The organism is Mycolicibacterium frederiksbergense (assembly GCF_012223425.1).
GTDB lineage: Bacteria > Actinomycetota > Actinomycetes > Mycobacteriales > Mycobacteriaceae > Mycobacterium > Mycobacterium frederiksbergense.
In genome coordinates this window covers 1,419,761-1,433,057 of the sequence record NZ_CP038799.1, presented here as the reverse complement: position 1 = coordinate 1,433,057, position 13,297 = coordinate 1,419,761, and the positions used below count along the sequence as shown (strand labels likewise).

16 protein-coding genes and 3 tRNA genes are annotated in these 13,297 nt (G+C 63.4%); 16 read left to right on the top strand and 3 right to left on the bottom strand.

From position 1 onward, the window contains the following. Positions 1 to 13: 13 nt before the first annotated feature. The gene (locus EXE63_RS09910) at positions 14 to 733 is read right to left on the bottom strand and encodes an MBL fold metallo-hydrolase (RefSeq protein ID WP_168141802.1); all 720 of its coding nucleotides are present in this window, start codon (positions 731 to 733) and stop codon (positions 14 to 16) included. Positions 734 to 863: 130 nt separating this feature from the next. Here EXE63_RS09910 and EXE63_RS09905 point away from each other — a divergent pair, with 130 nt between their 5' ends. The 14 genes from EXE63_RS09905 (at position 864) to rplA (ending at position 8,160) form a co-directional block, all read left to right on the top strand. Beyond that, positions 864 to 1,313 carry an RrF2 family transcriptional regulator gene (locus tag EXE63_RS09905; protein WP_168141801.1) on the top strand — a complete coding sequence of 150 codons (450 nt, stop codon included), beginning with the start codon at positions 864 to 866 and terminating at the stop codon, positions 1,311 to 1,313. Beyond that, positions 1,310 to 2,446, top strand: a complete 1,137-nt coding sequence (locus tag EXE63_RS09900; RefSeq protein ID WP_168141800.1) for a globin domain-containing protein — start codon at positions 1,310 to 1,312, stop codon at positions 2,444 to 2,446. Before EXE63_RS09905 ends, EXE63_RS09900 begins: the two co-directional genes overlap by 4 nt. Before the next feature lie 136 nt (positions 2,447 to 2,582). Beyond that, positions 2,583 to 3,452 carry a type IV toxin-antitoxin system AbiEi family antitoxin gene (locus EXE63_RS09895; RefSeq protein WP_168141799.1) on the top strand — a complete coding sequence of 290 codons (870 nt, stop codon included), beginning with the start codon at positions 2,583 to 2,585 and terminating at the stop codon, positions 3,450 to 3,452. Between the two features lie 122 nt (positions 3,453 to 3,574). Then, positions 3,575 to 3,647, top strand: a tRNA-Thr gene (locus tag EXE63_RS09890). 37 nt (positions 3,648 to 3,684) lie between these two features. Further along, positions 3,685 to 3,758 (top strand) — tRNA-Met (locus EXE63_RS09885). 27 nt (positions 3,759 to 3,785) lie between these two features. Next, positions 3,786 to 3,953: a 50S ribosomal protein L33 gene (gene rpmG, locus EXE63_RS09880; RefSeq protein WP_023985310.1), complete on the top strand. Its 168-nt coding sequence runs from the start codon at positions 3,786 to 3,788 to the stop codon at positions 3,951 to 3,953. Between the two features lie 9 nt (positions 3,954 to 3,962). Continuing rightward, entirely contained in the window at positions 3,963 to 4,439 is a 477-nt protein-coding gene (gene hadA / locus EXE63_RS09875; protein ID WP_168141798.1) for a (3R)-hydroxyacyl-ACP dehydratase subunit HadA, read from the top strand. Beyond that, a complete protein-coding gene (hadB, locus tag EXE63_RS09870) occupies positions 4,426 to 4,854 on the top strand; it encodes a (3R)-hydroxyacyl-ACP dehydratase subunit HadB (protein WP_168141797.1) in 429 nt (142 codons plus the stop codon). The genes hadA and hadB overlap by 14 nt, the downstream gene beginning before the upstream one ends. A 1-nt stretch (position 4,855) precedes the next feature. After that, positions 4,856 to 5,365: a (3R)-hydroxyacyl-ACP dehydratase subunit HadC gene (hadC, locus tag EXE63_RS09865; protein WP_168141796.1), complete on the top strand. Its 510-nt coding sequence runs from the start codon at positions 4,856 to 4,858 to the stop codon at positions 5,363 to 5,365. Between the two features lie 134 nt (positions 5,366 to 5,499). Continuing rightward, positions 5,500 to 5,572 (top strand) — tRNA-Trp (locus EXE63_RS09860). Between the two features lie 68 nt (positions 5,573 to 5,640). Next, positions 5,641 to 6,084 (top strand): preprotein translocase subunit SecE, encoded by a 444-nt coding sequence (secE, locus tag EXE63_RS09855; protein WP_168141795.1) that lies wholly within the window; start codon positions 5,641 to 5,643, stop codon positions 6,082 to 6,084. 30 nt (positions 6,085 to 6,114) lie between these two features. Further along, positions 6,115 to 6,900: a transcription termination/antitermination protein NusG gene (gene nusG / locus EXE63_RS09850; RefSeq protein WP_168141794.1), complete on the top strand. Its 786-nt coding sequence runs from the start codon at positions 6,115 to 6,117 to the stop codon at positions 6,898 to 6,900. 52 nt (positions 6,901 to 6,952) lie between these two features. Beyond that, positions 6,953 to 7,381, top strand: coding sequence for a 50S ribosomal protein L11 (gene rplK, locus EXE63_RS09845; RefSeq protein ID WP_105365344.1), 429 nt, complete (start codon positions 6,953 to 6,955; stop codon positions 7,379 to 7,381). Between the two features lie 65 nt (positions 7,382 to 7,446). Beyond that, entirely contained in the window at positions 7,447 to 8,160 is a 714-nt protein-coding gene (rplA, locus tag EXE63_RS09840) for a 50S ribosomal protein L1 (protein ID WP_168141793.1), read from the top strand. 55 nt (positions 8,161 to 8,215) lie between these two features. On the opposite strand, the gene EXE63_RS09835 is transcribed toward rplA, so the two are convergent. Then, positions 8,216 to 9,235 carry an endonuclease/exonuclease/phosphatase family protein gene (locus tag EXE63_RS09835; protein ID WP_234904431.1) on the bottom strand — a complete coding sequence of 340 codons (1,020 nt, stop codon included), beginning with the start codon at positions 9,233 to 9,235 and terminating at the stop codon, positions 8,216 to 8,218. After that, on the bottom strand, positions 9,232 to 9,687 hold the full coding sequence (locus tag EXE63_RS33660; RefSeq protein ID WP_366515345.1) for an arsenate reductase/protein-tyrosine-phosphatase family protein: 456 nt from the start codon (positions 9,685 to 9,687) through the stop codon (positions 9,232 to 9,234). The genes EXE63_RS09835 and EXE63_RS33660 overlap by 4 nt, the downstream gene beginning before the upstream one ends. A 959-nt stretch (positions 9,688 to 10,646) precedes the next feature. Here EXE63_RS33660 and EXE63_RS09825 point away from each other — a divergent pair. Together EXE63_RS09825 and EXE63_RS09820 are read left to right on the top strand one after the other, a co-directional pair. Next, a complete protein-coding gene (locus EXE63_RS09825; protein ID WP_234904430.1) occupies positions 10,647 to 12,188 on the top strand; it encodes a sugar transferase in 1,542 nt (513 codons plus the stop codon). Between the two features lie 402 nt (positions 12,189 to 12,590). Beyond that, complete coding sequence (locus tag EXE63_RS09820) at positions 12,591 to 13,196, top strand: FkbM family methyltransferase (RefSeq protein WP_168141792.1); 606 nt, start codon at positions 12,591 to 12,593, stop codon at positions 13,194 to 13,196. The last annotated feature ends 101 nt before the right edge of the window (positions 13,197 to 13,297 follow it).

Genomic DNA, 13,297 nt, shown 5'->3' with positions numbered 1-13,297 from the left:
TCGAGCGGCGCGCTCAGCCGCCCATCAGCATGCGCCACTGGTCCAGATTGCTGGCGCGGTAGACGTAATTGGAGCGCTTCACATCGGAGAGCGGGGCGCTCGGTTCCGTCGAGTACCAGTGGCCTGGGAAGACCGTCGGATCGCCCGACAGCGTCGACAGCGCCTGCAGGCTGCGGAACATGTCGTCGACGTTGCCGCCCGGGAAATCGGTGCGTCCGCAGCCCTCCAGGAACAGTGTGTCCCCGGCGACCAGCCGGCCGTCGAGCAGGAAGCACTGGCTGCCCGGGGTGTGGCCGGGGGTGTGCAGCAGTTCGATGTCGATATCGCCGACGCTGACCTTGTCGCCGTGCTCATGTGCGGTCAGATCACTCATCGCGATTCCCGTGACCTGTGAAACCCATTCGGCCTCAAGTGCATTCACGTGCACCGGCACGCTCACGCGCTCCAGCAGCTCGGCCACGCCGGCCAGTGTGAAGCCCATCATGGTGCCGCCGACATGGTCGGGGTGGTGGTGGCTGACCAGCACCCCGGACAGTCGCATGCCGTCCGCCTCGAGCGCGTCGACCAGTTCGCCTGCCGAATACGCCGGGTCGACCACCACCGCGTCACCGGTCTCCCGGTCGCCGATCAGGTAGGCGAAATTGCGCATCTGCTGGGCAATCGGATCGGCGGCCGCGAAATCGCGACCCGAGAGCAGTTGGCGGAAGTACAGGCGATCTGCGTCGGAAGCCATGGAAGAACACCTTATGGGTACGCGTCGGACCGCTCATAACCGCAGGTCTAAAAACCGCACGTCAGCGCGTGTTTAACGGCACAGGCGCCAAATCTGGTATTTGCGATGCAGGATTACTAGCGTCACAGCCATGCAACTCACCCGGTTCACCGATCTGGGGCTGCGCACCATGATGCTGCTGGCCGCGGGCGACGCGGCCGATCGCCGCATCACCACCCGCACCATCGCCGTCGGCGCCGACGCCTCCGAGCATCACATCGCCAAGGCCGTCGCGCGCCTGGCCGACCTCGGCATGGTGAACGCCCGGCGCGGACGGGTGGGCGGGCTGTCGTTGACCGAGGCCGGCCGCACCGTGTCGCTGGGCTGGTTGGTGCGCCGGCTCGAAGGCGACGCCGAGGTCATCGACTGCGACGGCGGCGCCACCCCGTGCCCGCTGATCGCCGGGTGCCGGTTGCGCCGCGTGCTGGCCGAGGCCAAAGAGGCCTTTTATCGCGAACTGGACAACCACACGCTCCAAGACCTGACCGGTGGCGGCTTGCTGCCGGTCGTGACTCTCCCGCTCGAAAGGATCACTCGATGACCGTCACCACCCCCGCACAGGACCTGGAACCCGCGCACGCCGACATCATCACGGCCACGCTGCCCTTGGTCGGGGCCAATATCGATGCGATCACCCGGGAGTTCTACCGGCGGCTCTTCGAGGCGCACCCGTCGCTGCTGCGCAACCTGTTCAACCGGGGCAACCAGGCCCAGGGTGCCCAGCAGCGCGCACTGGCCGCGTCCATCGCGACCTTCGCGACCCACCTGGTGAATCCCGACCTGCCGCATCCGGCCGAGCTGCTGTCGCGGATCGGGCACAAACACGCGTCGCTGGGCATCACCGCCGACCAGTACCCGATCGTGCACGAGCACCTGTTCGCCGCGATCGTGCAGGTGCTGGGCGCCGACACCGTCACCGCCGAGGTCGCCGAGGCCTGGGACCGCGTCTACTGGATCATGGCGCAGACGCTGATCGACATGGAGCGTGCGCTCTATGAAGAGGCCGGGGTGGCCGCCGGTGACGTCTACCGGCGCGGGCGGGTGACGGGCCGGGTCGACGATCCGTCGGGGACGATCCTGGTGACCGTCGGCGGCCTCGAGGCGAATTTCGAGCCGGGGCAGTACGTGTCGGTCGGGGTGACGCTGCCCGATGGCGCCCGCCAGTTACGGCAGTACAGCCTGGTCAATGCTCCCGGCAGTGGTGAGCTGACCTTCGCGGTCAAGCCGGCCGGTGAGGTGTCGGGCTGGATCCGGGATCACCTGCATGTCGGTGACCTGATCGATGTGACCGTCCCGTTCGGTGATCTGCCCGCCCCGCAGCCGGGGGTCCCGCTGGTGCTCATCTCGGCCGGCATCGGCATCACCCCGATGCTCGGCATCCTGGAAGCGCTGCCGGCCGATACGCGGGTGCAGGTGCTGCACGCCGACCGCAGCGAGGCGACCCACCCGCTTCGGGAACGTCAGCGCGAGCTCGTCGAGAAACTGCCCAACGCCACCCTGCAGCTCTGGTACGAGGACCTGCTGTCGTTGGACGGGGTCGAGTTGCCCGCCGATGCCGAGGTCTACCTGTGCGGCAACGACGGCTTCGTGCGCGCGGTGCGCGACCAGCTGATCGCGCGCGGGGTGACCCGGGTGCACTGCGAGCTGTTCAGCCCGAACGACTGGCTGCTGTAGTTCGGTCGCCGAAAGTGCAATCAGGGACGGATCTTGCTTCGGATCCGTCCCTGTGCGCACTTTCGGCGGGTCCGGGTTGTGGATAAGTGGCCTGCTGTGCCGCCGATCCGTCGGACGTCGATGTCAGCCTCCAGATATGGGTGGGGTATTCGTCGGTAGTGAGGCGTTACGTCGCGGTGTGGTCACCCGCAATGACCTGCGGCGGCGGCACACCAAGTTGTGCCCCGATGTCTACGGCCCCCTGGTGCCGACGCTGAGAGACCGCATGGAAGGCGCATGGGTGTGGTCCGGTCGGCGGAGCGTGCTCGCCGGTGTAGCTGCCTCCGCTGTGCACGGCGCGAGGTGGATCGACCGCGACGTTCCCATCGAGCTGATCGGGACACATACCCGCTCGCCGGCCGGGTTGATCGTCCGCCGCGACGCGTTGGCTGAGGATGAGGTCGCCTACGTGTCGGGGTTGCCCGTCACTACTGCGGCGAGAACGTTGTTCGACCTCGGGCGTCGTCTACCGAGAGATGAGGCGGTGGCTCGGATGGACGCGCTGTTGCGGACCGGGCAGGTCGTTGTGTCCGACGTATTGCCGCTGATTGATCGACACGGACCGGTGCGGGGTCTCAGGGCGCTGCAGACGGCCATGGCGCTGACGGCAGTCGGTGTGGATTCCCCTCGTGAGACGTGGCTGCGTCTGGCGTTGACCGACGCCGGAATGCCGCCCGAAGCAGTTCAGATCCCGGTATACGAAGGGTCCTGGATGGTCGCGAAAATCGATATGGGTTGGGAAACGTACAAGGTCGGCGTGCAATACGACGGCCGCCACCATCAGACGGACCGCGCTACCTATGTTCGCGATCAGCGGGTGTTGCGGGCCTGTGAGGCTCAGGACTGGAAGATCATCAGAGTCATCGCCGAGGACCGCCTGCCCGCGATCGTCGCTCGGGTCGAAGCGACGCTGCTCAGCCGTGGCTGGCCTCGAGAGTGCAACTGCGTACGGTTTCGAGCGAATTGACATACGTGTGTGCACACTGGGCCTGTTGAGCACCCAAAAATGAGCCACAGACCAGCCGTTTTGGAGCCGGGAACAGGGAGAATGTACCCTCTTTAAGGCCCTACGGCCGCAGGTAGTGCAAGGCCCCCTTAGCTCAGTCGGTAGAGCGTTTCCATGGTAAGGAAAAGGTCAACGGTTCGATTCCGTTAGGGGGCTCGGTAGACGCTCGGCGAAACACCGCCGCGTCGATCGGGGCGGTGTAGCTCAGCTGGTTAGAGCGCACGACTCATAATCGTGAGGTCGGGAGATCGAGCCTCCCCACCGCTACAGGTAGAACAACGAGAGGCAAGAGACGTGGCGTCGAGTACCGACGTACGGCCGAAGATCACTTTGGCCTGCGAGGTGTGCAAGCACCGTAACTACATCACCAAGAAGAACCGGCGGAACGATCCCGATCGCCTGGAGATCAAGAAGTTCTGCCCTAACTGCGGTCACCACCAGCCCCACAAAGAGTCGCGGTAGCCCTTCGTCGTGACTCTGTCGGAGAAAATCGTCGGGATGCACTACCGCTATCCCGACGCCTACGAGGTTGGCCGCGAGAAGATCCGTGAGCACGCCATCGCCGTCAAGAACGATGATGCTTTTTACTTCGATGAGGCTGTCGCCGCCGAGCTCGGGCATGACTCGCTGCCGGCGCCGCTGACGTTCATCTGCATTTTCGGTTACACGGCGCAGTTGGCTTTCTTCGACAGCGCGAACATCGGTATTCACGACGCTCAGATCGTGCAGGTCGATCAGGAGCTGAAGTTCCGCCGGCCCATCCGGGCGGGGGACAAATTGTATTGCGACGTCTACGTGGACTCGGTCCGGCAGGCACACGGCACCGACATCATCGTCACCAAGAACGTCATCACCAACGACCGCGGTGACGTCGTGCAGGAGGCTCGAACGACCCTCGCGGGACGTTCGGGCGACGGAGAAGAGGGCTTTTCAGATGGCACTGCGTGAGTTCAGTTCGGTAAGCGTCGGCGACACCCTTCCCGAGAAGGTGGTCCCGCTGACCCGTCAGGATCTGGTCAACTATGCCGGCGTTTCCGGCGACCTGAACCCCATCCACTGGGACGACGAGATCGCCAAGCAGGTCGGCCTCGACACCGCGATCGCGCACGGCATGCTCACCATGGGTCTCGGCGGCGGCTTCGTCACCTCCTGGGTCGGCGACCCGGCCGCGGTGACCGAGTACAACGTGCGCTTCACCGCCGTGGTGCCGGTGCCCAACGACGGTGTCGGAGCCGAGATCGTGTTCAACGGTCGGGTGAAATCGGTTGAGCCCGAATCCAAGACTGTGACGATCGCGATCTCTGCCACCACCGGCGGCAAGAAGATCTTCGGCCGCGCCATCGCGACCGCGAAGCTGGCCTGACATGGCGTTGAAGGCAAACATCCTCGGGATGGTCTACAAGTACCCCGAGGTCTTCGTGGTGGGCCGCGAGCAGGTCAAGCAGTTCGCGCTTGCGGTGAAGTCCCCCGATCCGGCGTCGCTGCACGAAGAGGCCGCCGCCGAGCTGGGCCACGACACGCTGGTCGCCGGTCCGACGTTCGTCTCGATCGTGGCACTGCTGGTGCAGCAGGACTTCTTCCGCAACGTCGACGTCGGCATGGAGACCATGCAGATCATCCAGGTCGACCAGCGCTTCGTGTACCACCGCCCGATCAAGGTGGGCGACCGTCTGCACGCCCAGCTGGAGATCAAGTCGGTCGAGAACCGCTTCAACGCCGACATCGTGGTGACCCGCAACGTGCTCACCGACGATGACGGCGGGATCATCATGGAGGCGTTCACCACGCTGATGGGCCACGAAGGCGACAACTCGGTGTCGGTGCGCTACGACCGCGAGACCGGACAGGTGCTCCGGGCAGCGGTAGGGGAGTAGCCAGCAGGGGATTAGTAACTCGCATGTGGGCCGATGTACACTCGGTCCTCGGGGTTTTCCCACTACAGCGCGCTGTCCGTCGGTTCGGAAATCGACCGATCGGAGAGCGCGCAGTTATGTGAAGCCTCGAACGAAGGGGCGTAGCTCAACTGGCAGAGCAGCGGTCTCCAAAACCGCAGGTTGCAGGTTCAAGTCCTGTCGCCCCTGCTCAACTGAATACTCGACAAGTGTGGACACTGGAAGGTGACCACACGTACACAGACGAAAGGCATGCGGTGAGCGACGATCAACCGCCTCTGGGGCCTTCGGCAGGCGAAGGGCCCGAGGACGGCCAGACGAGCGGTCCCGCCGCCGTTCCCGCCGGACCGCTGCGCCCCACCGGGAAGCGGTCGCGACGCACGGCAGCCGAACCGGCCGGAAGCGCCGTCGCGGTGTCCGACGCCGAGGACGCGGATGACGCCGGATCCGAGGACAAGCCGGCCAAGCGCACGAAACCGGCCAAGGCAGCGAAGACGGACGAGGGACGGGGTAATCCCTTCCAGTTCGTCTGGAACTACCTGAAGCAGGTCATCGGAGAACTGCGCAAGGTCATCTGGCCTAATCGCAAGCAGATGGTCACCTACACCACCGTGGTCTTGGTGTTCCTGACCTTCATGGTGACGCTGATCGGATTCACCGACCTCGGGCTGGCCAAGCTCGTGGCGATCATCTTCGGCTGACCCGGGAAGTATGAGAGAGGACTGACAACCGTGACTAGCTTCGACGGCGTCTCAGATTCGACTGAGAACTCTGACGCCGACACGCCTGAGGGTGAAGCCGTCGTCGACGTGATCGACGAAACAGCCGCAACTCCGGAAGCCGACGAGGCTCCCGCGGCCGAGGCTGCCGAGGGCGAGGCTGCCGAGGCTGAGGACGAGGATCCCGCGGTCGCGCTGAAGAAGGACCTGCGCACCCGTCCGGGCAACTGGTACGTCATCCACTCGTACGCCGGTTACGAGAACAAGGTGAAGGCCAACCTCGAGACCCGCGTGCAGAACCTCGACGTCGGCGACTACATCTTCCAGGTCGAGGTGCCCACCGAAGAGGTCACCGAGATCAAGAACGGCCAGCGCAAGCAGGTCAACCGGAAGGTGCTGCCGGGCTACATCCTGGTGCGCATGGAGCTCAACGACGAGTCGTGGGGCGCGGTGCGTAACACCCCGGGTGTCACCGGCTTCGTCGGCGCGACGTCCAAGCCGTCCCCGCTGTCGCTGGACGACGTGGTGAAGTTCCTGCTGCCGCCGGCGGCGGCCAAGAAGCCCGCCAAGAGCACCGCGGGTGCCGCGGCATCGTCGGAGGCGACGCTGGAGCGTCCCGAGATCCTGGTCGACTTCGAGGTGGGCGAGTCCGTCACCGTCATGGACGGCCCGTTCGCGACGCTGCCTGCCTCGATCAGCGAGGTCAACGCCGAGCAGCAGAAGCTCAAGGTGCTGGTGTCGATCTTCGGTCGCGAGACGCCGGTCGAGCTGACGTTCACTCAGGTCGCCAAGATTTAGTTTTCGGGCCCGGATATCGGCCGGGCCCATCGAGAGAAGGAAAAACCAGAGCATGGCCCCGAAGAAGAAGGTCGTCGGGTTGATCAAGCTCCAGATCCAGGCCGGGCAGGCCAACCCTGCTCCGCCCGTGGGTCCGGCGCTCGGCCAGCACGGCGTCAACATCATGGAATTCTGCAAGGCGTACAACGCCGCGACCGAGTCGCAGCGCGGGAACGTCATCCCCGTGGAGATCAGTGTCTACGAGGATCGCTCCTTCACGTTCGCCCTGAAGACCCCGCCCGCCGCCAAGCTGCTGCTCAAGGCCGCAGGCGTGCAGAAGGGTTCCGGCACCCCGCACACCACCAAGGTCGCCTCGGTGACCTGGGACCAGGTGCGTGAGATCGCCGAGACCAAGAAGGAAGACCTCAACGCCAACGACATCGACGCTGCCGCGAAGATCATCGCCGGCACCGCCCGGTCCATGGGCATCACGGTCAAGTAGTCAGAACGCGTGGGAGAGCCGGCTCGGCTCGCTAACCACCGTCCAGTAACAGGATTGGATTCACAATGAGCAAGAACAGCAAGGCTTACCGCGAAGCCGCCGAAAAGGTGGACCGCGACAATCTGTACACCCCGCTCCAGGCCGCCAAGTTGGCCAAGGAGACCTCCTCGAAGAAGCAGGACGCCACCGTCGAGGTCGCGATCCGCTTGGGCGTGGATCCCCGCAAGGCAGACCAGATGGTGCGTGGCACCGTCAACCTGCCGCACGGCACCGGTAAGACGGCCCGTGTCGCGGTGTTCGCCGTGGGTGAGAAGGCCGAGCAGGCCGTCGCAGCAGGCGCCGATATCGTCGGCAGCGATGACCTGATCGAGAAGATCCAGGGCGGTTTCCTGGACTTCGACGCCGCGATCGCCACTCCCGACCAGATGGCCAAGGTCGGGCGCATCGCGCGTGTGCTGGGCCCGCGTGGTCTGATGCCGAACCCGAAGACGGGCACCGTGACCGCTGACGTCACCAAGGCCGTCAACGACATCAAGGGCGGCAAGATCAACTTCCGCGTCGACAAGCAGTCCAACCTGCACTTCGTGATCGGCAAGGCGTCCTTCGACGAGAAGGCGCTCGCCGAGAACTACGGTGCCGCGCTGGATGAGATCCTGCGGGCCAAGCCGTCGTCGTCCAAGGGGCGTTACGTCAAGAAGGTCACCGTCTCGACCACCACCGGCCCGGGCATCCCGGTCGACCCGGCGGTCACCCGGAACTTCACAGAGGATCAGGTCTAGCCTGACCCAGAGTTCAACCCCGTTGCCCCGCCCTCGTGGCGGGGCTTCGGCGTTTCTACGGGACCAGCGGGACCGCGACGGTGGCGAGCAGCGCGCGATGGTCGGTGCCCGGGATGTCGACGGTGTGGATCGACTGCGCCGTCGAGTTGCGGGTCAGCACATGGTCGATGGTGATCAGCGGCGGGATCGCGGGGTGCGGTGAATAGGTGGGGGAGAAGCCCGCTCCGGTCTGGTTGACCGCGTCGCGGTAGCCGACGTCCAGGAGATCGCGGAACTGCCGCATATCGGGTGTGGCGTTGAAGTCGCCGGCGATGATCACCGCGGCCGGGCCGGCAGTTTCGGCGTAGTCCGCGAACTCGGCTTTGGCGGCGGTGATCCGGTGGTTCCACTGCGCGAAAGTGTTGGCACCGCCGGCGAGCGGGGACATCAGGTGGACGCTGGCGACCACGGGATCGTCTCGAACGCCGGGGACGCGTACGCGCGCGGCGATGAAGTTGTTGCCGTAGTTCGAGGGCGCCAGGGCAGTGAGGGGGTATCGGCTCCAGAGACCCATGCCACCGGCGCCCGGCCGGGGAACGAGGATCGAATACGGAAAGGTCCTGCGGAGGCCACCCTCGCGGAAACGTGCCGCGGCCTCGGCGGTCAGTTCGGACATCGTGATGATGTCGGCGCTGTCCACGGCGAGGTTGATGAACGCCGTCGGGTCGACCTCGCCCTTTTGGATGTTGGAGGACAGCACCCTCAGTTCGATGCTCGGCGGGGCGGTGCCGGATGTGCGCCCGAGATCGTGCCAGGGCACCTGGACGGCCACACACGTCGCCAGCAGGACGATGCCGATCATGGAGAGCAGTTTCTTGCGGCATAACGCGGTGAGAATCACCGCGCAGAGGGCGAACAGCGGGACATAGGCGAAGCCTGCCGCGAGCACCAGGGCCGGCAGGTTGGCCAGCGGGACGGTGCGCGCGATGAGCGCGGCGACCACATAGAGCAGTGCGGCGACCGTCAGCGTGACGGGAATCGTGACGCGCGGAGGACGCCGGGCGGCGCGTCGCGGAGGGCGCACGTTGCGGGTCACTCGGGACGGCAAAGTTCGAGCACCGGCGGCAGCAGATCGGCGATCTGTTGGCCGACGGCCGCGAAGACTTCGGGGCGCTGGCCGATCGGGTCAACGATGTCCGGGACCTCGCCCATGATCAATTTGGGCCGCAGATTAGCGAGATCTGCAACAGTCTGTGCGCCCAGTGCAGTCACGAGGTGTGCTGCTTCGGGCAGGCTGAACGTTCGATTGAGCTTTTGCGGGGCTATCTCCAGCACCTGATCCCGGTGATCCTTGGTCATGGTTAAAACGAGATCAGCCGAGACCGCAATTCTTCGGGTGAGACGTCTCGCAGCGAAGGAAGACGGGTCACCGTGCAGCCGCTCTAGAACCCGCTCGGCTTCGTTGTGCATTGGGTGCCCAACCAATCCGCGTGTTCCTGCGCTGGAGGCCGTGAAGTCTGGGATCTGTTGTCGGACGGCGTATGCCAGTGCGAGCCGTTCAGCAGTGGGTGAGCGGCATATATTCCCAGTACAGACGAATAGGACGTGCAGGGCAGGCTCCTCGACTTTCCGCAGGTTCAGTGACCTGTTCGAGCATCTTCCGTCGCCCGAACTCGACCAAGTATCAGTGGTCGTCGCTTCTTGCCGCCACTACTCAGGTGTTGCAGCTATAGACATATCGTGTCCGGCAAACTTCACGCGTCGATGACAAACGCCGGCGACACCGCTGCGTCCTGGCTTCGGCGCTATCCACAGTCACGGTCTTAGCAGCCGGCCCGGCGCAGACCGCACGTGCTCACGCTTTGGTGCTTCGAGCGACTGTCTCGACTCACTGGCGCCCTCACCAAAAATTTGCTGTCTCAGTCCCTCGCGGCGCATTTCGCGTCCGACTGTGGTTACCATCCCAAACCTCCTGCAAGTCCGAAGAGACGGCCAGGGTCGGAAACTCGTGCGGAGATGACCTGCTCCCAGCAAATAATCCGATACCCACGTGCCGAAAAGGTCTGCACACTTCAACATGGTGGCACAGCGACATTTCTGACTGCACCTACGGACGACTAAAGTGCTCTTGAACTGGAGTTTCTTGGCGGTACCTGCGTCGGTTGGCTAGGTTCGACGGGTTAACTCTAGGAAAAATCCACGATCGAACTGACTGCTACGTCAATAGGGTACTAATATGCTGCTCAAAGGATATAAATATGTGACGTGGTCGGGCGTCGACGGAGTTGAAGCCTCTGGGGTGGCGGTGGCGGTGTCAACGCGACTGGCAAACTGGTGACTGGCCAAGGCTGGAGGGGTAGTGAGTTTGAATCTGGAACAATGGTCCGGGACTGGATGCGAGGCCCAGTGGGTTGCTCGGACCTGCTACACGCCGGGGGCTCTCAGTTTTTGCGTTTGCCGAGTGACGCGGCCGTAAATAGTACATCAGATGTTGCGGGCAGCGGATCATGACTGTTGTCGATCCCACGGTCGTGGCGGCACCCAGGCAGACCGACGAAGAGCATCTCAGTGGAGGTCGAGCGGCGCCAGTACCCGATCGCTTCTCGACGGATGCGCATAATGTTGCCGACCGACTGCTGGGCGCTTCGGTTGTCCGGCCTGTTCGGGCTGTAGTCCCAGCCGAGACATCGAAAAAAAGCGTTCGACGATCTGCCGTAACGCACCTGAGCCGGGTGCGTGCCTGGATGGTCGTGCCGGTCGTCGACTTTGTCATGCTGCTCGCCCCGCTCGCTTGGAGGCCCCCGCAGTTCTACGCGACCGTGACGTTGGCGGTGCTGGCCACTCTGCTGCTTACTGCGGGCGGAAGGTACGTCGCGCCGCTGCATCTCAGCGTCTTAGATGAACTGCCTACGATCATCACCCGTCTCTTGGCAGCAGTAGCCGCGGTATCGGCGATTGTTCTGTATCTGAATCAGAAGGCGGCGGTTCTTGTCTTTCTGGAGACGGCTTGTCAGGCGGTAGCACTGGTTGTCGTGGGTAGGGTCGTCACAACTCGCGTCATCGCGGTGGGGCGTCGAGCCGGCATCGCCAGGCATCGGACCGTTTTGATCGGCGGTGGCCAAGCTGCAGTAGAACTCGCCAGGACCCTGGCTGAACATCGGGAATACGGCCTCTGGCCGGTTGGCTTCGTCGATGACGACGAAGTGCCCTGCGCTGCAGCGCTGCTACCCCGGTTGGGCCAGCTGACTGATCTCGACATGGCTGTCTTAACGACCGGTGCTGACACACTGCTCGTAGCCGACGGCAGTTTTGATGAGCGTGAGCTGTCAGACGCGGTGAGAACAACAGTATGTACCGCGACGGAACTCTTGGTGGTGCCGAGGATGCATCACTTTCATACGCTCACCGGGTCAGCTGACCATATCGGCTCCATTCCGATCATGCGTATTCGTAATCCAAATCTTCGAGGCCCAGCGCGGATCATCAAACGCGCGTTCGACATCGCCGTGTCGCTGACTGCAGTCGTTCTATTGTCGCCGGTGCTTGCGGCGGCGGCATTGGCCGTTCGTCTCGAGGGCGGGCCGGGCGTTATCTTCAGGCAGGTCAGGGTCGGGCGGGACGGTAAACACTTTGAACTGCTCAAGTTCCGGTCTATGCGACCCGCAAACGAAACCGAGTCCCAGACACAGTGGAGCGTGGCATCGGACAACCGCGTCGGACCGGTCGGAAAGCTGTTGCGCTGTACTTCTATCGATGAGCTTCCACAACTCTGGAACATTCTTCGTGGCGACATGACGCTCGTGGGTCCGCGTCCTGAGCGACCACACTTTGTCGAGCAGTTCTCGACTCAGTTCGAGCGCTACGCTCACCGCCATCGTGTGCAGGTCGGACTGACAGGGTTCGCGCAAGTTAGTGGCTTAAGAGGTGACACTTCCATCGAGGACCGCGCGCGATATGACAATTTCTACATCGAGAACTGGTCGTTGTGGCTCGACATCAAGATCATTCTCCGGACTTTCAGAGAAGTCGTGTTCTATCGCGAGCGCTGATATCTCAGCGCATTACGTGACGAGGCCGTAGTTTACAGAACGGTTCACCTCCAGCCTGTTCGCAAGTGAGAACAGTGTATTGCGCGTTGTAGCAGGCGGGAGGCGCGACGTGTCTGAAGGTTGGTCTCTATCCTCGTTGCGTGTCGCGCTAGATCCAGTTACCAAGTAAGCAAATGATTTTCGTGATCTCAGTTTGTGGGGGCCGTCGCCTAGACTTGACTCAACGCGCTCACTAAGGTTGACGCAAACGGGCAAGTAGAAGAGGATCGTGTTTTGCTGAAAGATGCTGCGCGGCGTGGGCTTAGGTACCTGCCTGCGCGGGCCGAGGTGCAGCTACGTGCCGTGAGAAACCGCCACGCACTCTCGGGTTTCTATGCCCCGGGTCGGGAACTCTCAGCTCTCGTGCCAGCCGAGAAGGTCGCGATCGACGCCGGCGCCAACGTCGGAAGCTATGCGTACTGGATTGCGCGCTCCGCGAGTGGTGTGATTGCGTTCGAGCCCCAGCCACGTCTGGCCCGCCGGCTTGCTGTGAGCGGAATTCGCGGCCTGACTGTCCACAATTGTGCGCTTTCGGATTCGGCTGGGATTGCTGATCTACACGTGCCGCCACCATCGCATCAGGGAGAGGCCAGCCTGCACCAACTGGAAGCTGAGGCGAGCACTGTGCAGGTTCCGCTGGCAACGTTGGATTCATTCGGGATAGCCGATGTCGGATTTTTCAAGGTCGACGTTGAGGGTCACGAAGAGCCTCTCCTTCACGGCTCGGAAGAGACGCTGCGACGAAGCAGTGCATACATCTATATCGAGATCGAAGAGCGGCACAATCCAGGTGGCCTAGCGCGAATCACAGCCTGGTTGGCTGATTTGGGCTACACCGAGGTGCTATTCCGCCAGCACGGTGCAATGCATCCGTTCGCCGACTTCGATGTCCAGCGAGACCAACTCGATCAACGGCCACGAACAGCGGGCTATGCCAACAATTTCTTGTTCTCTCGCCCCTTGCGTTGACTTGCTGCTTCCTGAGTGGTCGGCCGCGGCGTTCGTTGGCGTTTTGACGGAAGGGCACGTCTAGGTGTCAATTCGGAGTGCCTTACGGGCGGCAGCACGCT

Coding starts and splice junctions, on each gene's coding strand:
- EXE63_RS09905 (WP_168141801.1), top strand. CDS start 864: ATGCAACTCACCCGGTTCACCGATCTGGGGCTGCGCACCATGATGCTG.
- EXE63_RS09900 (WP_168141800.1), top strand. CDS start 1,310: ATGACCGTCACCACCCCCGCACAGGACCTGGAACCCGCGCACGCCGAC.
- EXE63_RS09825 (WP_234904430.1), top strand. CDS start 10,647: ATGACTGTTGTCGATCCCACGGTCGTGGCGGCACCCAGGCAGACCGAC.
- hadC (WP_168141796.1), top strand. CDS start 4,856: ATGGCGTTGAAGGCAAACATCCTCGGGATGGTCTACAAGTACCCCGAG.
- EXE63_RS09895 (WP_168141799.1), top strand. CDS start 2,583: ATGGGTGGGGTATTCGTCGGTAGTGAGGCGTTACGTCGCGGTGTGGTC.
- hadB (WP_168141797.1), top strand. CDS start 4,426: ATGGCACTGCGTGAGTTCAGTTCGGTAAGCGTCGGCGACACCCTTCCC.
- rplK (WP_105365344.1), top strand. CDS start 6,953: ATGGCCCCGAAGAAGAAGGTCGTCGGGTTGATCAAGCTCCAGATCCAG.
- EXE63_RS09910 (WP_168141802.1), bottom strand. CDS start 733: ATGGCTTCCGACGCAGATCGCCTGTACTTCCGCCAACTGCTCTCGGGT.
- rplA (WP_168141793.1), top strand. CDS start 7,447: ATGAGCAAGAACAGCAAGGCTTACCGCGAAGCCGCCGAAAAGGTGGAC.